Raw genomic sequence first — 19,519 nt, forward strand, 5'->3', positions numbered from 1 at the left:
CCATGCCAAAAAAAAGCAAGAAGGTTGAAAAATCGAACTTAAACTACTCCAATAATTTTACTTTAGTAACTTATCTTTTTATCCACATAACTGGAGTTCATGATACTCAAGGCTCCCATGTATTTCAATCCAAACTTGACTGTATCACCTACTTTATACTTTTTTGGATTAAGGCCAAGATTGAGAATGATCATATCTGAGCTGGCACCCAAAATTTCTAATTCCCCATCCTCTACAATAAGATACTTTGGATCCACATCTAACAAACCAATATCTAAGATTGCTCGGTAGGATGTTTTACCATAAAGACTTTCATCTATCTCCACTACTTCGCCTTGGGGATTGGCTGCTAGGGAGCCAGATGGCAATAGGGGCTTTTCTTGCATCTCAATGATCTCAGCAAAAAGTTCAAAAACGTCTCCATTCATCCCTTCTATCACCTTCTCCTCAAAAAGATCAACACCAAAATAAAGCGTCTCGCCCACTCTGAAGTGGTTTACGCCTTTTGGTAATTGCTTGTGCAGCAGAAGCGGAATAGTCACCGAAGTTCCAGCTGATACCCAAGGAATCTTTTTATTGAATTTCAATTCTATGATTTGCTTATAAAGGGAAAGTTGAATCAACTTATCAGCAGAGGGCATCACACCATTAAGACAGTTGAGATTAGTCCCTAAGCCAACGATTTCAATATTTGGTAGCTCAAAAATTTTCGCATAGAAATCAATCAAGTGATCACCCATAACACCCTCTCTAAGATCCCCAGTTTCTACCATGATGATGATCTTATGCTTTTTGTTTTGCTTGACCGCTTCCTCACTGATCCATTTGATAGTGGTGAGCTCACTGTTAAGACTGACATCAGCGTATTTGACCATTTTTGGTATATTCCTTCTAGATGCTGGCTTGATATATACCGTCTGTATATCTGAATTGATTTCTTTGACCTTGGCCAAGTTGCTGATTCTTGAGTCATGAATTTCTCTGACACCTAAGTCGACCAATTCTTTCAAATAAGTTCGATTACCACAGAAAAGCTTGGATACAACTCCCCAAGAAATATTTTCCTCCTCGAAGATATTCTTGAGGTAATCGAAATTTTCTTTAAGTTTTCCTTTATGTAAATTTAAAAATGCCATGATTTAAAGATGGTTTTAATGGATATTTGGAGTTTTTCAGATAATTGAATGAAAAGCTGAATTAGCTTATTCCCGATATATATGGATATTAGCCCTATGCAGTCAGGTTAGATTTGGTACAGAAAACGAGATTTTGATGGATATTAACCTCTAATAAACTTGCATCATTGGATTTGAGTCTTTTAGCTCTGCACCTTTAATTAGTCTTACTTTTTCAACCTCATCTCAAGGTATTTATTTGTAAATCCTAGTTTTTCATAAAGCTTTCTAGCTGGATTATCTGGTTCTACGTGAAGTGCAATGTCACCATTGGCCATATCAATTGCTGTTTTCATTAACTTCTGACCGACTCCTTTACCCCTTTGAGAAGCGTCTACAGCAATATACACCAAAATATTCTCTGGAATATAACCTGACATGCCTGTTTTATTCATCACCACTGCGCCCACTATTTGATTATTTTCTCTAGCCATCACAGAGAAACCTCCTTTATCGACAGCCTGATCGAGTGCATAATCAAGACATTTCATGATGTCATCTATGGGATCTCCATATTGCTCTAGGTGCGTAAAAAGAAAATCTGCTATCTCTTTTTTCTGAAGGTAAGTTGCATGATCGAGTGCTGATAGGGTTTCAATTTTAAGCATATTTATAATTTTATTTTGAATGAATCGATTTTCTACCGTAGTATACAAGCAAATACATTGCTAAAGACGTAAAAACACCGAAAAAATTTGGATCTAATCCAAAAGGTAGGCCAACATCAAGGATTCCAAGGCCAGCAGTTACAGCTCCTCCCGACAGCATGGCAGTCAAGGCGGCGTAAGGATCTTTCTTCGAAGAGAACAAGCCAAACAAAACTGGAATCAAAAGACCTGACACCATAAAAGCATAAGAATATAGCATCAAGTCTAGTACATTGGTCATTTGCAAAGCCACAAATAGTGCAATGGCTCCCAAAATCAATGTGAATAGTTGCGAATAGCGAATTTGAATTTTCTCTGATTTTCGATTGAGCCAACCCCCAAATATATCCGTACTTAAATTCCCCGAGGCTGCCATCAAGCAAGAATCAGCTGTAGACAATACCGCTGAGAAATATGCTGACATCATCAAACCTAGAATCCCCGATGGAAGAATAGTTCTCAGCAAAACAGGAAGCCCCATCTCCGGATCTAAATTCTCTACATCGAAAATCAAAAGGCCTTGTTCAAATGCCACACGAGAAAGTAATCCCAAAGACACTCCCATAAAAGCCATGATCGGCCACTCGAAAAGACCAGCGATAAACCATGCTTTTTTAGCTGAAGCTGTATCTCTGCTAGCAAAAATCCTTTGGTATAAGGTCATACCAATAAACCAAATTGGCAAAATGGTAATTCCCCAGTTGGCAAAATCCTGCCAAGTCAAATTGGTTAAGGTAAAAAATTCAGGTGGCAATGTCTGTCGGATTACTTCCCAACCACCCACATGATAATAAGCCACAGGTAGCCCAATAAAGATGAATCCAAGCATTAGGATGATCCATTGCACCGTATCCGTGTAGATCACAGCTTTGAGCCCTCCCAGTACAGTGTAGACTACAGCAATCACACCCATGATCCAAAGTGCTTGGGTGATGCTTAATACCTCGAATGTCCCTGCTGCTAATTTCGCTCCTGCAAGGAGCTGGGAAGATGTAAAACCTAAGTAGCCTATCAAACAGATCGCTGCCGCTACAAGACCTGCTTTTTTGTCAAATAGAAAATTGATAATCTGAGGAAATGTATAAAACCCTCCAAATGCCTGATCCTGCTTAACTCTTGGAATTAAAAAAACAGCAGCTAACCAAGCACCCAACAATCCAGTAAAGAGCATCCAACTTCCTGAGAGCCCCATCACAAAACCTAAGCCACCTAAGCCAACAGAGAAACCTCCTCCTACATCAGTAGCCACCACCGACAGCCCGATATGCCAGCTGCCAATATTGCGTCCACCGACATAATAATCATCTTGATTTTTATTCTGATGCATGAAGTAGTAGCCTACTCCCAACATGACCAACATGTACCCGACAAAAATGCCCAGGTCGATGTAATGCATGAGCTCCCTTTCTTATTTAATTAGCTAAAATTCAAATTAGATATAATCTTAAAGATACGCAATCTCAATGGGGGCTAAAAGGATATGGGAATCTAATTGAAAAATTACCAAAATATTAAAAATTAGACTTACAATAATCCCATGGAATAATTTAAAAACAAAAGAGCCGGACTTGCCGGCTCTTTTTGTATACTTTTCTTGATTCTTTCTACAAACTATCACTGCTGACTACTGCTGAGAAATATTCTCTGTTCATTCTCGCAATATTGGTAATACTAATACCCTTTGGACATTCTGCCTCACAAGCACCTGTATTGGTACATGCTCCGAATCCTTCTGCATCCATTTGTGCCACCATTTTCTCTGCACGGATTTTTCTTTCTACTTGTCCCTGAGGCAATAATGCCAATTGTGAAACCTTAGCAGAAGTAAATAGCATTGCAGAAGCATTTTTACAAGCAGCTACACAAGCACCACATCCGATACACTGAGCAGCATCCATTGCTAAGTCAGCAATTGATTTTGGAATTGGAATTTCATTTGCATCAGGTACACCACCTGTGTTCACTGATACATAACCACCAGCTTGAATGATTCTATCGAATGCAGATCTATCTACTACCAAATCCTTCATCACTGGGAAAGGTTTTGCTCTCCAAGGCTCAATCGTGATCACATCACCATCATTGAAAGATCTCATGTGCAACTGACAAGTGGTCGTCTGCTGCGGACCGTGAGGCTTACCGTCGATGTACAATGAACACATACCACATATCCCTTCTCTACAATCATGATCAAAGTGAACAGGATCTTCTCCCTTTTCGGATAAGTTCTCGTTCAATACGTCCAACATCTCAAGGAATGACATGTCTTTAGAAATGTCAGAAATTTTATATTCTTTAAAACCACCTTTGTCGGCGTTGTTTTTCTGTCTCCAGATTTTTAAGGTTAAATTCATAGCTCAGATGAGTTTAATACTTTTTCAATTATTTGTAACTTCTTTGGGTCAACTTCACATTTTCAAACACTAGAGGCTCTTTGTGTAATTCCTCTTCCTGTCCTTCACCCAAATATTTCCAGGCTGCTACATATGCAAAATTTTCATCATCTCTGAGAGCTTCACCTTCAGGAGTTTGGTATTCTTCTCTGAAGTGCCCTCCACAGGATTCATTTCTGTGAAGTGCATCATCTACCATCAACTCTCCTAGTTCCAAGAAGTCAGATACTCTATTTGCTTTTTCCAATGAAAGATTCAACTCTTCATTAGAACCTAACACATTCACATTGGTCCAGAATTCTTTTTTCAATTCTTTGATCATCGCCTTCGCTTTAGTCAAGCCTTCTTCTGTTCTGGCCATACCGCAGTAATCCCACATGATCTTACCAAGCTTCTTATGGAAATAATCTACAGTCTTCTCGCCCTTTATGCTCAATAGCTTTTGAAGTCTATCACTTACTTCTTGTTCTGCATTCTTAAACTCAGGGTGATCGGTTGGAATCCTTTCAGCAGAATGAGATGCTAAGTAATCACCAATAGTATATGGAATAACAAAATAACCATCTGCAAGACCTTGCATCAATGCTGAGGCTCCAAGTCTATTGGCGCCGTGATCAGAGAAGTTGGCTTCTCCAAGTGCATACAGACCAGGGATAGTGGTCATCAAATTATAGTCCACCCAAAGTCCACCCATAGTGTAGTGAACTGCAGGATAGATCATCATCGGTACCTCGTATGGGTTATCACCAGTGATTTGCATGTACATGTCAAACAAGTTACCATACTTAGCCTCGATCACATTTCTACCATCTCTTCTGATGGCATCTCTAAAGTCTAAGAATACAGCTTCTCCTGTCTCGTTTACCCCTCTACCTTCGTCACATACATATTTGGCATTTCTAGAAGCCACGTCACGCGGTACGAGATTACCAAATGAAGGATACTTTCTCTCCAAATAGTAATCTCTATCTTCTTCCTTGATATCATTTGCGGTGATCTGACCTTTTCTCAATTTCTCTGCAGTCTCCACTGTCGCAGGTACCCATACTCTACCATCATTTCTCAATGACTCAGACATCAATGTCAATTTAGACTGATGATCACCTGAAACAGGAATACAAGTTGGGTGAATCTGAGTGAATGATGGGTTAGAGAAGAAAGCACCTTTCTTGTGCGCTCTCCATGCAGCAGTCACATTGGATCCCATCGCATTGGTAGAAAGGAAAAATACATTTCCATATCCACCGGTGCAAAGTAATACCGCATGCGCACTGTGTGATTCAATAGCTCCTGTGATTAGATTTCTGGTAACAATCCCTCTGGCCTTACCATCGATCATCACCACATCCATCATCTCAGTTCTTGGATAAAGCTTTACTTTACCGTTGGCTACCTGTCTACTCAAAGCAGAATAGGCACCCAAAAGCAATTGCTGACCTGTCTGTCCTTTGGCATAGAAAGTTCTAGAAACCTGTGCTCCACCAAATGAACGGTTGGCCAAAAGACCGCCATATTCACGTGCGAAAGGAACACCTTGAGCTACACACTGGTCAATAATATTTACCGAAACTTCAGCTAGTCGGTACACATTGCCTTCTCTAGCTCTATAGTCACCACCCTTGATAGTATCATAAAACAATCGGTAAACAGAATCGCCGTCATTTTGATAGTTTTTGGCGGCGTTGATACCTCCTTGAGCAGCGATTGAGTGCGCCCTTCTTGGGCTATCTTGGAAACAAAATGCTTTCACATTGTACCCAAGTTCTGCAAGTGATGCAGCAGCAGAGGCTCCGGCAAGGCCTGTCCCTACTACGATCACATCATATTTTCTTTTGTTGGCAGGGTTGACCAACTTGACATTGAATTTATGTTTGGTCCATTTCTCAGCCAATGGGCCTTCTGGTATTTTGGAATCAAGTATCATCGATCTTTTGATTTTAATTTCTCATTTAATTAACTACTAAACTGGCTACTAGTTTTGAAAAAACATCACCAAGGGTATCAATGCAAATAAAGCGGGTATCAAAATCGAAAAACCCAAACCAACTTTCTTGATCAATGGAGAATATTTCACGTGATTCAAACCCAAGGTCTGAAATGCACTCGCAAAACCATGTGATAAGTGGAAGGCTAAGAAGCCCATACTCAAAACATAAAATGCCACATAAAGTATGTTGCCATAGGCATTTGCAACGATGGCATACACATCCTTGAATTCCACTCCTTCATAAGAAGTCATAGGAACTGAACCAAACTTAATTTCATAATAGAATCCCTTTAGATGGACGATTAAGAAAATCAAAATGATGGTACCCAAAATCCCCATGTTTCTAGATGCCCATACACTGTTGGTAGACGCCTTAGAAACAGCATAAGCAACCGGTCTGGATTGCTTGTTTCTTCTAGATAGGATGACAGAGTAGATGACGTGAAGGAGGATAAAGGCAAAGTTTCCGATAGAAACTACTCTGATAAAAGGATTGCTAGCCATGGTGGCTGCATACTTATTGAATGATTCCCCACCATCAGGGAACAATAACTGAAGATTACCTGCTAAATGTACTACCAAGAATAAAATTAGAAATAATCCAGTGAGAGCCATCAATAATTTTTGGCCCAATGTGCTACTTAAGGTCTTAGATACCCAGCTCATATTTTTTGATTAGATGTAGAATGTTTACAGATTATACTTTGGGCTCAAATTTACACGTGGAAAGTTTAGCAAACAATCAAAGCGCAATCGTTTGAACTTATTTTAAAACGTTCTAAATAGAGCCTCAAAATAGGCCTCTTTTGGGTGAATTAATTTGATTTAGTAACCAAGTGTCTAATTTTATTGTTTCATATTAGGTAATAAATTCTCCATCCTTTAGTTATTTTCGTATATCTTGTCAACTATAAGAAAGGCATCCATGAAAATTCAATATTTACTTTTATCCTTCTTGGCGCTAGTTCTCTGTATCTCCCAAGAAGCTTCGGCAACACACATCCGTGCCGGGGAGATCATCGCCGAGAGAGTATCTACCCAAACACTCACCTATAGAATCACTGTGGTCGGTTACACTGATACCCGTTCCAACGTTGTATTCGGACCAGGGAGCATCAATTTTGGTGATGGCAGGGAAGTTCAATTGAACACCGAAAGTGATTTTGTTGTGACAGAAGCATTGGGTAACCAAATAGAAAAAAATACTTTTGTCATTACCCATACCTATCAAGGTCCTGGCGAATACATTATTCGTTTCAAGGAATTTAATAGAAATGATAATACTTTAAACATGGATAATTCCGTAGATACGCCTTTCTATGTAGAAACCATGATTAGAATTGATCCATTTTTTGGGGTAAATAATTCCCCCGTATTGACCATTCCGCCTGTAGATAATGGTGGTGTCAATATCAGATATATCCACAACCCAGGCGCATATGACCCTGATGGAGATAGCTTGGCCTATTCCATGGATATTCCTAAGCAAGATTTTCAAAGAGCTGTTAATAATTACAGAAGCCCTGCTTCATCAGAATTTAGCTTCAATAGAGAAGATGGAGGCACCCCGCCATTTTTAACCTTGGATCCAAGAACGGGTGACTTAATATGGGATGCGCCAGGATTAGCAGGTCAATATAATGTAGCCTTTAGAATTGAAGAATACAGGAAAATAGATGGGCAGTTTAGATTGATAGGCTATGTGGTGCGTGATATGCAAATCATCATTGAAAACACCAACAACCAAAGACCTGAATTGATCCTGCCCGATGACCTTTGTGTGGTAGCGGGGACTAATATCGAAGAGATCATCCAAGGCTCAGATCCTGATGGAGATCCTATCAAAATTGAGGTTTTCGGTGACCCGATAGAAATATCATCCTCGCCAGCATCTTATTCACCTGTATCCGTGTTTCAACCTAGTCCAGGCATAGTCAATTTCAATTGGCAAACAGTATGTAGTCATGTAAGAGAAAGAGAGTATCAAGTAAGAATTAGAATTACAGATCAACCTAGATCAGGTCCTGCATTGGTAGATATCCGAACATGGAACATCAAAGTAATAGGACCTCCGCCGGTCATTGATGATATCGTGCAAGAGCAAGGTCGGTCTGTAGACATCAGGTGGGATCCATATACTTGTGGTAGCACTGCTGAGACTATGCAAGTATGGAGAAGGCTGAATAGTGACCCATACGAGCCAGATTCTTGTGAGACAGGAATCAGGGCTGGATATGAACTGGTAGGAACTACTAATATGGGTACTTTTAATTTCTTAGACACAAATGGTGGAGAAGGCCTTGCTCCAGGCAATACCTATTGTTACAGACTCGTGGCAGCCTTCCCAGCGCCGAGATTGGGAGAGAGTATTGTTTCTGAGGAGTTTTGTGTGACAGTGGATGTGGATGTACCCTTGATTACCAATGTAAGTATTGAAAATACGGATATAGAAAATGGTGAGATTTTCATCAAGTGGACTCCTCCTTATGATATTGATTCCGAGCAATTCCCTGGACCATTCACTTATGAATTAATAAGAAATGTAGGCTTTACAGGAAATCAAAGCAGGCAATCCGTCATTACAACTTCTGACACCTTATTCACAGATACAGGTTTGAATACGGAAAACTTGGTCTACAACTATAAAGTAATCCTACGTGAAAATAACACAGTAATCGATAGCTCAAGTACGGCTTCAAGCGTGAGACTAGAACCAGTTATCATCAATGAAGCCATAGAGTTGAACTGGTCATTTACAGTTCCGTGGAACAATGCCACTTCGGAATTCAAACACGAAGTGTATAGGAATAGAACTGATGCTAATGCTCAAGATGCAGATACCTTTTCACTGATAGCAGAAGTAGATGTGATTTCTGATGGATTCACTTATTTTGATGATGGCAGTCACAATGGTGTTCCTTTGAGAAAAGAAATCGAATACTGCTATTACGTTGTTACTAAAGGCTCTTACAATGTAGACTTATTGACTTATCCATTGGAAAATAAATCTCAAATCATCTGCGCAAGGCCAGACGACGACCGCTTGCCTTGCCCTCCTGTTTTGACATTTGAAGGGCCTGAATGTAGTGAGTTTTTGGCTGACAAGCCATGTGGATTCAACTCTTTTGAGCATAACCTAAGCTGGGAAGGTGACTTTACTGGTGAATGCGATGATGAATTAAGTGCCTACAGACTTTATTTCAGTGCCGAGGGTGAGGATGGCGAATTTACCTTACTACAAACATACCCCGCTATCAGTAATACCGCTAGAATAATCAACTTACCGACATACAAAGGCTGCTATTACTTGACAGCTGTAGACCGCTCAGGGAACGAAAGTGATCCGAGTAATATCGTCTGTGTAGATAATTGCCCTTATTATGAACTACCAAATGCCTTTACTCCTAACGGGGATGGAGCTAATGATACATTCATGGCCTTTGATAATCCATTTGCAAAATGTCCAAGATTTGTGGAAGGAGTGGAAATCTTCATTGTCAACAGATGGGGAGTAGAAGTCTTTAGCTACAATTCGTTTACGGCCAATGAATCTGACATTTACATCAGATGGGATGGAAGAGACAAAAATGGAAAAGAGCTACCTGCAGGGACATACTTCTACAATGCAGTTGTTCGTTTCGATGCCTTCGATCCTGCCCTCAGAGAGCAGAAAATGAAAGGAACCGTACAAATTATCCGATGAGCATTCAAGACAAATACAAACTAGTTTTATTTGATGGAGTCTGCAATCTTTGTAACAATGCTGTGGATTTCATTATCAGAAAAGACAAAAAGAATAGATTTAAAGTAGGTGCATTACAAGACAAGCAAGTCAAAGAAATTCTAGAAGATTATACCATCAACTCTGAATATTTGGATTCCTTGGTCTTGATAGATGGTGACAAAGTATATTATAAAAGTACCGCAGCTTTACTTATTTCAAAAAATCTCAGTGGCTTTTGGCCAATGCTCTATGGATTTATTATCTTTCCAAAAATACTTCGAGACCCCATTTATGATTGGATAGCAAGGAATCGATACAAGTGGTTTGGGAAAAAAGAAACCTGCAGATTACCCACAGAAGAAGAAAAAAGTAAGTTTATTCAATAACCTCTTGACAAATCCAGCAAAAAATGGGGTTATTTATTATGAAAAGATGAGAGTTCACACCAAAATAACCCAGTCAGACCTTACCCCTGAAGAAGCTTTAGCCTATTTAAAAGAGGGAAATGAGAGGTTTATCAATAACCTTAGAACCAATAGAAATTTGCTCCAACAGGTCAATGACACTTCTGAAGGACAGTTTCCATTTGCCATCATTCTAAGCTGTATAGATTCTCGAACTTCTGTAGAATTGATTTTTGACCAAGGACTTGGAGATGTTTTTAGCGCAAGAGTGGCAGGTAATGTGGTCAACGAAGATATCCTTGGCAGCATGGAATATGCAGTCAAATATGCTGGATCAAAGTTGATTTTGGTACTAGGTCATACCAAATGTGGCGCTATCACGAGTGCCTGCAGCCAAATCAGGGATGGGAATATTACACATTTGCTTCATAAAATTAAACCTGCTATCAACCAAGAGACCGTAACTCCTTTAGATCAAAGAACAGGGTCAAATGTATCTTTTGTAGAGAATGTCACCACGTTGAATGTTAAATATGCCATGCAAGAAATCATGGAGCGCAGTGACATTATTTTACAACTTGTCAATGAAGGGAAAATCAAGCTCGTTGGAGGTATATACAACGTAGAAAGTGGGGAGGTCACTTTCTATGAAGCATAAGTTTAGATAAATCAGAGAGAAGGGATTCAGAGAATGGCTTCTCTTTTTTTGATATATTTGTCCATAATTTCAAATTAGAAAAGAATGAAAGCATATGTTTTTCCGGGACAAGGCGCCCAATTTTCAGGAATGGGAAAAGACTTGTATGAAAGCAATCCAATTGCAAAAGAGTTGTTTGAAAAAGCCAATGAAATCTTAGGCTTTAGTATCACAGATATCATGTTTGAGGGTTCGGACGAGGACTTGAAGCAAACAAAGGTCACACAACCTGCTATATTTTTGCACTCCGTCATCTTAGCTAAAACGAGTGAAAACTTCAAGCCAGATATGGTTGCTGGTCACTCTTTAGGGGAATTTTCGGCCCTAGTTGCCAATGGCACGCTTGCTTTTGAGGACGGATTAAGATTAGTCTATCAGAGAGCACTTGCTATGCAAGAGGCTTGTGAAATCAATCCATCTGGAATGGCTGCAATCCTTGGGTTAGAAGATGCAAAAGTGGAAGAAATCTGTGCTTCCATAGATGGTGAGATAGTCGTTGCTGCCAATTACAATTGCCCAGGTCAGTTAGTAATCTCGGGCTCAAATAAAGGGATAGAAATTGCTTGTGATAAAATGAAAGAGGCGGGCGCCAAAAGAGCTCTTCCCCTTCCAGTTGGAGGAGCATTTCACTCTCCACTGATGGAGCCTGCAAGAGAGAAACTACAAGCTGCCATTGAAAATACGACTTTCAACGAACCTTCTTGCCCTGTATATCAAAATGTCAGTACAACTGGTATCAGCGATGTTGCTGAAATCAAAAAGAACCTAATTGCTCAATTGACCGCTCCGGTGAAATGGACACAGTCTGTGCAACAAATGGTCGCTGATGGTGCTACAGAGTTCATAGAGTGCGGTCCAGGAAAAGTCCTTCAAGGTCTTGTCAAAAAAATCCACAAGGAAGCTGAAGTATCCAGCATCTAAAAGTAAAAAGCCCGGTCTCAGGTCGGGCTTTTTTGATAAATATCCACACTTGATTCATCTTGACATCGTGTTAATAATTCACGATTACTTAGTTTTAAAATAGGATGTATTTGATCTGGAAGTATTTCAGCTAATGGTATCAACACAAACTTTCGCTCTGGTAAATAAGAGTGCGGTACTTTTAAATGTTCTTCAGAAATAACCAAATCATTATAGTACAAAACATCAATGTCCATGGTCCTATTTCCCCATTTCTCTCCCCTAACTCTCCCTAATTCATTTTCGATATTTTGGATAGTCTCTAATAATTGATTTGGCGATAAGCTTGTATCCAAAACCAAAACTTGATTGAGGTAGGCGCCTTCAGAATTCCCTCCCCAAGCGGCTGTTTCATAAATGGAGGAGCTTTTATTTAAAGAACCTACCCTATCGATAAGCTTATTGGTAGTCTCTGCTATCAATTGCACTCGATCTCCCATATTGCCCCCTATGATCAATACAACAGTATTCTTTTGAATTAATCCCATGGTCTGTTTATCCATAAATAAAATTACAGTATTTTAGGAGCTTAATTAGAATTAATCATGAAATTTCTAGGAAACGTTTTAGCTGTTATTGTCGGATTATTGGTGTTCTCTGTACTCAGCTTTTTTATTTTAGCAGGCATTATCGCCATTGCTTCATCTTCTGATAGTGATGTCAAAATCAAAGAAAATACTGTTTTGGTATTGAATCTCAATGGGCGCACTATTGTAGAAAGAACCAATGATGATGATATCGATTTATCGTCTTTCGGTCCATTTGGCTCTGCTCCTACCATCGGTTTGATGAATTTGAAAACAGCCATCAACACCGCCAAAGACAATGAAAATGTCAAAGGTATCTACTTACGTAGCGGAATGCTCTTCGCTGGTCAGTCCATGTTGGAAGAGCTTAGAAATGAATTACAAGCATTTCGAAATACTGGCAAATTCATCATTGCTTATGATGAAATCTATACAGAAAGTGCCTATTTCCTCAATTCTGTAGCCGATGAAGTCTATCTCAATCCGCAAGGTGGAATTGAGTACAATGGCTTTTCTAGTGAAATCATCTTTTTCAAAGGCTTATTCGAAAAACTGGAAATTGAGCCAGTCGTATTCCGTGTAGGTGAATTCAAAAGTGCGGTGGAGCCATTTCTTTTGGACAAAATGAGTGAAGAAAACAGGTTACAAACAGCCTCGTTTCTCAATGATTTGAATGATTTTGCCATTTCTAAAGTGGCAGAGAGTAGAGGAATTGCTTATGATAGCTTGAAGGTTATCAATTCCAAAATGTTGGTGCGAAAAAACAAGGATGCCTTGGAATATGGTTTGGTAGATGGACTTTGGTACGAAGATCAAGTTAGGAATTTGATCAAAGAAAAACTAGGCTTAGAAGAGGATGATAAGTTCAATACGATCAATGTGACCACCATCAATAAAAATGCAAAAGCCAAAAACAGGTTGTCCAAAAATAAAATCGCAGTCATCATCGCAGAAGGGGAAATCGTAAGTGGCAAGGCTGATGGCGTAATCGCTTCCGAATCACTCGTGCAAGAAATCAACAAAGCTAAAAATGACAAAGATGTCAAAGCCATTGTTCTGAGAGTAAATTCCCCTGGAGGTTCTGCCTTGGCGTCGGAGGTGATTTGGAGGGCTCTGGGTGAGGCTAAGAAAGAAAAGCCACTGATTGCTTCCATGAGTGAACTTGCAGCATCTGGAGGATACTATATCTCCGCTCCAGCAGATACCATCATTGCTCAGCCAAACACCATCACTGGTTCTATTGGAATATTTGGACTATGGTTCAATGCCGAAGGCTTATTGAAAAATAAAATGGGAATCACTACTGATGTGGTTAAAACTGGAGAGCTTTCAGATTTTCTTAGTGTGACGAGAAAGCTTACAGATATAGAAAAATCCATCTATCAGGAAACCATCGAAGATGGCTATGACACCTTCATCTCAAGAGTAGCAGAAGGCAGAGGTATGAGCAAGGAAGAAGTATTGCAAGTGGCAGGAGGACGTGTTTGGTCAGGCATCCAAGCCAAAGAAAATGGATTAGTGGATTTGTTAGGTAGCCTAGAAGATGCCATAGCTATCGCTGCTCAGAAGGCAGAAGTAGCCGATGACTATAAAGTGGTGTACTACCCACAACAAAAACCATGGTTTGAAACCTTGCTAGCTAGCTTGGGTAATGACGTACAGTCCCGATATATGAAAAATAAATTCGGAGATCTTTATCCAGTTATTCATCAATTGGAGGGATTGAAAAAGTATGAAGGAGCATTGTATAGGACGCCTTTTGATATTGTTATCAAGTAATGGGATTATCCGCGAAGAGGTATGTTTTAGAGTATAGTAGCTGATCTTTGAGGATAATTGTCGACGGTCGACGGACCATAGACAACAGAAATCCACGGTGACAATTATTCTAGCCTTGTTTTTATTTATATCAAGTATTAAAAAGAATGATATTTATAAAAATTACAAAGCCTGCTTGAAGTTTCAAGCAGGCTTCTGTTTTTTAGACACATATTGAATTGCTTTCGCAATTACTATGTTGACCATTTAACGGCGAATAGACATCTAATCTTGTAAAAGTACTTTCCATGCATCCATCACTAAGCCTTCTTCGAGTAGGGATTTGGCGTGCTCATGGAGGAAATAAACCATGCTTTCTGGATCATTTTGATACCTGATTTTCATCTCTACAATCTCTGGTCTATCGCCATATTCTAGTATTTCAAACTTTGATGGTAGTGCCTCTACATTACCAAGTCTTCCAAGATTGTTTCCAGTGAGCACTAGACTATTTTTGATCTGATCTGGGATTTGATCTACACCAATTCCCTTGGTCCGAAGTGGTTTGGGGATTTCAAACAAAGCGGACCCATTGGCTCGACAATACCAATCTCCTCCCATCCGAGCGACTGCATCCAATTTGAATGGGTCGATTTTTCCATCAGCATCCAAAATAGCATCATCCACCCTAGCTAAAATCACCTCACAAATAATCAAATTCCCCGCTCCTCCCTGGTCACCAAGAGAAATGATGTCTTTAACTAAACACTCGAAGGCTACTGGCGCCTCTTTTACCCTTGGAGGTTGGATTTTTTCGGAGGGCTCTTCTGTCAATCCTGCTTTGGTAAATTCATTGATCCCTTTGTCGTACTCTGTGCTGGACAAGGACATCTGCTCCACCATGGCAAAATCCACGATGTTGATCACCACTTCTTTGACTTCTTGAACATTCTCTAGGGTATGCTTAGTCGTATTGTCTCTAACTCTCCTAGAAGGCGAGAAAACCAAGATCGGAGGATTGGAACTGAACACATTGAAAAAACTAAATGGGCTGAGGTTCACTTGTCCCTCAGCATCAATGGTACTGGCAAAAGCAATCGGTCTCGGCGCCACTGCTCCTTGCAAGTAGGCTTGAAAAGCAGCAGCGGATATGTTTTTTGGGTCTATGATCATGGTCTTATTACACTTTTAAAGAATTGCTCCTCAAAAACAAATTTATCAAATCAGATGAACTTGATACAAGTGAATCATAAAGTATCTAACAAAAAGTAAAAGGAAACGGGTCAAATGACCCGTTTCCTTTTACTTCGTAATCGCTTCCAAGATATCATGCTTGGTAATGATATGGATTTGATGCTTTTCATCTCGAACCAAGACTGCCTTCTCTTTGTCTACCATAGAAGAAAGCACATCTAGCGTACTGTCCAAAGCAACAAACTTCATGGAGTCTTCCATCACTTCCGATACAGGTGCATCTTTCAAGTCAGGATTATCTATGATCTTACTCAAGAGCTTGTTGTCCGTCAGGCAACCTACCACATGATCTCCATCCATAACAGGGATTTGAGATACGCTGGTCTTATTCATCAGTGCAATGGCAGCTTTGACTGTATCAGTTTGCTGTGTGACCAAAAGCTGATAGTCACCATTGCGCGCGGTGATGATATCTCTCGCAGTACCAAAAGTCTTGTCTTCCAAGAAGCCATGATTGCGCATCCAGTCATCATTGTAAATCTTCCCTAAGTAGCGCGTACCATGATCAGGCAGGATGATGACCATGCGGTCGCCCTCCTTGAGGTTTTCCTTGGCATATTCCAAAGCACCATGCACTGCCGAGCCACATGACCAGCCTACAAATAAGCCTTCCTCGCGGGAAAGCCTCCTCGTCATCACTGCCGCATCCTTGTCTGTTACTTTCACGAAGTGATCGATCATGTCAAAATCCACATTCTTTGGCAGGATATCCTCTCCTATGCCTTCTGTCAGGTATGGATAAACTTCATTTTCATCAAAAATGCCTGTTTCCTTATACTTCTTGAAGACCGAACCATAGGTATCAATTCCTACTGTGATGATTGCTGGGTTTTGCTCCTTGAGGTATTTGGCTGTCCCACACATGGAACCACCAGTACCTACACCTGCTGCGTAGTGGGTGATTTTGCCTGCTGTATCTTTCCAAATCTCCGGACCAGTAGTCTCATAATGCGCAAGTGCGTTGGAGAGGTTATCATACTGATTTGGATAAAAAGAATTGGGGATATCTTTATTCAATTTTCTTGCAACAGAATAATAAGACCTTGGATCTTCTGGAGAAACATTCGTGGGGCAGACGATCACCTCTGCGCCTACCGCTTTGAGGATATCGATTTTCTCTTTGGACTGCTTATCAGCCATGGTGAAAATACATTTGTATCCTTTAGCAATCGCAGCCAATGCTAGGCCCATTCCTGTATTTCCACTTGTCCCTTCGATGATTGTGCCTCCTGGCTTGAGGATACCTGCGGCTTCAGCATCCTCCACCATTTTGATAGCCATCCTATCTTTCATGGAATTGCCTGGATTGAAGTATTCTACTTTTACCAAAATCTCACCTTTAATACCCTGATTAACTTTATTCAGACGAATCAAAGGTGTATTTCCTATCGTTTCAATTATCGAATTATAAATCATAAGATGGCTATTGCTAATTTGACGGCAAGTTACAAATAATTTTAAAGGGGATCGGTTGGGAAAATTATTTTTCAAAAGATTATTTGGGAAATTAAACCTTATTTTCCATTGGTAAAAAATCATCTTTAGAAATTGAACAGGTATACAAAAAAATATTATTTACTTATTAAAAGATTTTTTTACATAATTTATATCAATTACTTTGTTTGTTTAGTTTTTTTTTAGAATTGAAAACTAATATAATTTCAATAACTAAATATTTTAACCATGAAAAAACAAAGTTTATTCAATCGTGCTGTGAAAATCGCAGCTGTAAGCATGCTTACTTTTGGTCTGTTTTTCAATATTGGAATTGATCTCGAATCTGGAAAATATGGGATTCCTGCATTGAAATCAATTACTTTTGGGAATGTTGTATTTGCGCAAGATGGAGTAGATGCACCCGAACTTGATGGTGGACTCAAACCTGCACATGGATGCAATTACACAGGTAACATTAATGATTACTGTTTTTACTTGGTGTACATCATTTATAATTGTAGAGAAAAATCAGTTATAGATCAAACTCCAACAGATTGCGGGTATAATTAATTTAAAAAAATTTAAGGTGACAAATTATCACCTTAAATTTTTGTGTTTAACAATAATTTTTAAAAAAATTAAAATAAATCATGAAATATAAACATATCTATATACATATACCCTTGATTATCTTTGGATGCAGAAATCCAGAGACTCCACAAACAATTTCAATTAACGAAAACACAAAAATATCTAAAGAATTACCATTTGTTGAAGATAAAAAGTTTAATCAACTTTTCGAATATGTCGGTGGTACACCTTATGAATTTTTTGAAGTTGACACCGGAATGTACATTTTTGATATAAAAGCGAAAGAAAATAAAATCATTCATTTTTTTAGTTTTAATGAAAAGGAAATAATTAAAAGTATGATTAACAAAGGAAATGGTTTATATGAATCTTTTTCGCCTAAAATCACAAACATTAAAAATGAAATCATGACAATTCATGATTTTTCAATGAAGAAAATCATAGAGTTAAAATTAAATTCAGATGAATCAGTTCGCGAAATAAAATTACCTAATTACTTTAATGAAGTAAAAATCATAAATAAATCTTCTTTAATCGGAAATGGCTCTTTAAATTCTAATAAAAAATTTCAAATAATCAATTTATCAAATGGTGAAATCAGGGAAGAATTTGGAGACTACTTGAATATCCCAGAAAATCTAAATACCGAAACACTTAAACGATTCTTTCAATTCACTTCAACAACAAACCCCGATGGATCAAAAGTTGCATCGGGGTACAGATGGCATGATCAAATTGAAATTTTCAACTTGGAAAGTAAAAAAAGTTTTGCAATCAAATTGCCAACTCTTATAAATAATCTCTTTGCACTACAAATAGATGCTTCTGGCAGATATTCCCTTGAGAGAGGTGGTGAAATCCAACATTGCTTTATGAACATTTCCTCTACTGAAAAATATATCTATGGATTGTTCTCAGGAAAAAAAGATTTTGAAGAAAATGCTTTTTTTGGAAGACATGTATATGTTTATGACTGGGAAGGTAATCCTATCAAACAAATCAATCTTGATAGAGATGTGATGACCATTTCTGTTTCACCCGATGATAAAAGACTTTATGCTTTTGATATAGATACAAGTGAGGTTTTATTTATCGATTTATGAAAACTAGTTTGAAAATCACCCCTTTCATCATTATAGTTTTAGCATTCTCGTTTTGTAATACTAAAAACAATACAGAAAATGTAGTAAGGAATGGGGAGAGTTTGGCAAATACTGTCCTTACTCTTCCTGATTCCTTAACGCTCTACAAATCAGAGTTCAGCGAAGTTCCAAGAACTGTCGCAATCAATTCAACTTCCGTTGTTGTGTTCATCAATGTGTCTTGTGTAACTTGCATAGATGAGCTTGATTATTGGCTGGAAAATTCAGCAAAACTTCAAGAAAAAAACATTCCAATGATCTTTATTTTAAGAGCGAGTGATGATTTTTATTTCTTTAAATTCCTCATAGAAAATGAAAATAAAGAACTTCCAGAAGGAAGTTTTTACTTAGATATCAAGGATGAGTTTAGGGTCTTGAATGAAAAATTATTGACCCATGAAGTGAATACCTTCTTGATTGATCAAGGGTTAAAAGTTATCAAATCAGGTAATCCCATTAAAAGTTCCTCCTTCGCTAAAGACCTTTTTGAATGGGAATTTTAAAGCCTACATTCGAATGAAAAAGCGCATTGGTACATTCTAATTTTATATTTAGCTTCTTTATTCTTTATAGACACTAGATCAAACATGTGTATATTTTTTCGTATTTTTGTGTATAAAAAAGTGAAGTTATGAGAACCAATATAGAAATAGATCAAAAAGTCATTGATGAGATTTTAGAAAAAACTAATATCAAAACAAAGCGTGAGGCAGTTGATTTAGCATTGAAGGAATTTCTCCGAATGATTAAGTTGAAAGAACTGTCTGAATTGGCTGGTAAAGTCAATTGGTCTGGAGATTTAGATGCCATGAGGACTGACTGA

At 38.6% G+C, this 19,519-nt stretch carries 18 protein-coding genes; 9 read left to right on the top strand and 9 right to left on the bottom strand.

Annotated elements, in window-relative coordinates; genetic code table 11:
- Positions 1–62: 62 nt before the first annotated feature.
- From CHB66_RS12710 to CHB66_RS12735, 6 genes are all read right to left on the bottom strand, one after another.
- Positions 63–1,136 (bottom strand): alanine racemase, encoded by a 1,074-nt coding sequence (locus CHB66_RS12710; protein WP_089241539.1) that lies wholly within the window; start codon positions 1,134–1,136, stop codon positions 63–65.
- A gap of 206 nt (positions 1,137–1,342) precedes the next feature.
- Positions 1,343–1,783: a GNAT family N-acetyltransferase gene (locus CHB66_RS12715; protein WP_089241722.1), complete on the bottom strand. Its 441-nt coding sequence runs from the start codon at positions 1,781–1,783 to the stop codon at positions 1,343–1,345.
- Positions 1,784–1,793: 10 nt separating this feature from the next.
- Positions 1,794–3,218, bottom strand: a complete 1,425-nt coding sequence (locus CHB66_RS12720) for a sodium:solute symporter family protein (protein ID WP_089241541.1) — start codon at positions 3,216–3,218, stop codon at positions 1,794–1,796.
- 208 nt (positions 3,219–3,426) lie between these two features.
- The gene (locus CHB66_RS12725; protein WP_089241543.1) at positions 3,427–4,176 is read right to left on the bottom strand and encodes a succinate dehydrogenase/fumarate reductase iron-sulfur subunit; all 750 of its coding nucleotides are present in this window, start codon (positions 4,174–4,176) and stop codon (positions 3,427–3,429) included.
- A gap of 28 nt (positions 4,177–4,204) precedes the next feature.
- A complete protein-coding gene (locus CHB66_RS12730; RefSeq protein ID WP_089241545.1) occupies positions 4,205–6,139 on the bottom strand; it encodes a fumarate reductase/succinate dehydrogenase flavoprotein subunit in 1,935 nt (644 codons plus the stop codon).
- A 48-nt stretch (positions 6,140–6,187) separates the two neighbouring features.
- Positions 6,188–6,868, bottom strand: coding sequence for a succinate dehydrogenase cytochrome b subunit (locus CHB66_RS12735; RefSeq protein ID WP_089241547.1), 681 nt, complete (start codon positions 6,866–6,868; stop codon positions 6,188–6,190).
- Positions 6,869–7,127: 259 nt separating this feature from the next.
- On the opposite strand from CHB66_RS12735, the gene CHB66_RS12740 reads away from it, so the two are divergent.
- From CHB66_RS12740 to fabD, 4 genes are all read left to right on the top strand, one after another.
- Positions 7,128–9,905 (top strand): T9SS type B sorting domain-containing protein, encoded by a 2,778-nt coding sequence (locus tag CHB66_RS12740; RefSeq protein WP_089241549.1) that lies wholly within the window; start codon positions 7,128–7,130, stop codon positions 9,903–9,905.
- Entirely contained in the window at positions 9,902–10,312 is a 411-nt protein-coding gene (locus tag CHB66_RS12745) for a thiol-disulfide oxidoreductase DCC family protein (protein WP_089241551.1), read from the top strand. The genes CHB66_RS12740 and CHB66_RS12745 overlap by 4 nt, the downstream gene beginning before the upstream one ends.
- 46 nt (positions 10,313–10,358) lie before the next feature.
- Positions 10,359–10,988: a carbonic anhydrase gene (locus CHB66_RS12750; RefSeq protein ID WP_089241725.1), complete on the top strand. Its 630-nt coding sequence runs from the start codon at positions 10,359–10,361 to the stop codon at positions 10,986–10,988.
- A gap of 84 nt (positions 10,989–11,072) precedes the next feature.
- The gene (fabD, locus tag CHB66_RS12755; RefSeq protein ID WP_089241553.1) at positions 11,073–11,948 is read left to right on the top strand and encodes an ACP S-malonyltransferase; all 876 of its coding nucleotides are present in this window, start codon (positions 11,073–11,075) and stop codon (positions 11,946–11,948) included.
- 17 nt (positions 11,949–11,965) lie between these two features.
- On the opposite strand, the gene folK is transcribed toward fabD, so the two are convergent.
- Complete coding sequence (gene folK, locus CHB66_RS12760) at positions 11,966–12,490, bottom strand: 2-amino-4-hydroxy-6-hydroxymethyldihydropteridine diphosphokinase (RefSeq protein ID WP_245812729.1); 525 nt, start codon at positions 12,488–12,490, stop codon at positions 11,966–11,968.
- 42 nt (positions 12,491–12,532) lie between these two features.
- On the opposite strand from folK, the gene sppA reads away from it, so the two are divergent.
- Positions 12,533–14,293 carry a signal peptide peptidase SppA gene (gene sppA, locus CHB66_RS12765; RefSeq protein WP_089241555.1) on the top strand — a complete coding sequence of 587 codons (1,761 nt, stop codon included), beginning with the start codon at positions 12,533–12,535 and terminating at the stop codon, positions 14,291–14,293.
- 264 nt (positions 14,294–14,557) lie between these two features.
- On the opposite strand, the gene CHB66_RS12770 is transcribed toward sppA, so the two are convergent.
- Both CHB66_RS12770 and CHB66_RS12775 read right to left on the bottom strand, forming a co-directional pair.
- Positions 14,558–15,445 (bottom strand): flavin reductase family protein, encoded by an 888-nt coding sequence (locus CHB66_RS12770; protein WP_089241557.1) that lies wholly within the window; start codon positions 15,443–15,445, stop codon positions 14,558–14,560.
- Between the two features lie 129 nt (positions 15,446–15,574).
- A complete protein-coding gene (locus CHB66_RS12775; RefSeq protein ID WP_089241559.1) occupies positions 15,575–16,942 on the bottom strand; it encodes a pyridoxal-phosphate dependent enzyme in 1,368 nt (455 codons plus the stop codon).
- A gap of 267 nt (positions 16,943–17,209) precedes the next feature.
- On the opposite strand from CHB66_RS12775, the gene CHB66_RS12780 reads away from it, so the two are divergent.
- The 4 genes from CHB66_RS12780 to CHB66_RS12795 all read left to right on the top strand — a co-directional run bounded on the left by CHB66_RS12780 (position 17,210) and on the right by CHB66_RS12795 (position 19,519).
- Positions 17,210–17,533, top strand: a complete 324-nt coding sequence (locus tag CHB66_RS12780; protein WP_089241561.1) for a hypothetical protein — start codon at positions 17,210–17,212, stop codon at positions 17,531–17,533.
- An 80-nt stretch (positions 17,534–17,613) separates the two neighbouring features.
- The gene (locus CHB66_RS12785) at positions 17,614–18,657 is read left to right on the top strand and encodes a BF3164 family lipoprotein (protein ID WP_089241563.1); all 1,044 of its coding nucleotides are present in this window, start codon (positions 17,614–17,616) and stop codon (positions 18,655–18,657) included.
- Positions 18,654–19,199, top strand: a complete 546-nt coding sequence (locus CHB66_RS12790; RefSeq protein WP_089241565.1) for a hypothetical protein — start codon at positions 18,654–18,656, stop codon at positions 19,197–19,199. Before CHB66_RS12785 ends, CHB66_RS12790 begins: the two co-directional genes overlap by 4 nt.
- A gap of 128 nt (positions 19,200–19,327) precedes the next feature.
- Positions 19,328–19,519 carry a type II toxin-antitoxin system VapB family antitoxin gene (locus CHB66_RS12795; RefSeq protein WP_076502244.1) on the top strand — a complete coding sequence of 64 codons (192 nt, stop codon included), beginning with the start codon at positions 19,328–19,330 and terminating at the stop codon, positions 19,517–19,519.

The sequence above is a fragment of the Belliella buryatensis genome (assembly GCF_900188245.1).
Taxonomy (GTDB): Bacteria; Bacteroidota; Bacteroidia; order Cytophagales; family Cyclobacteriaceae; genus Belliella; species Belliella buryatensis.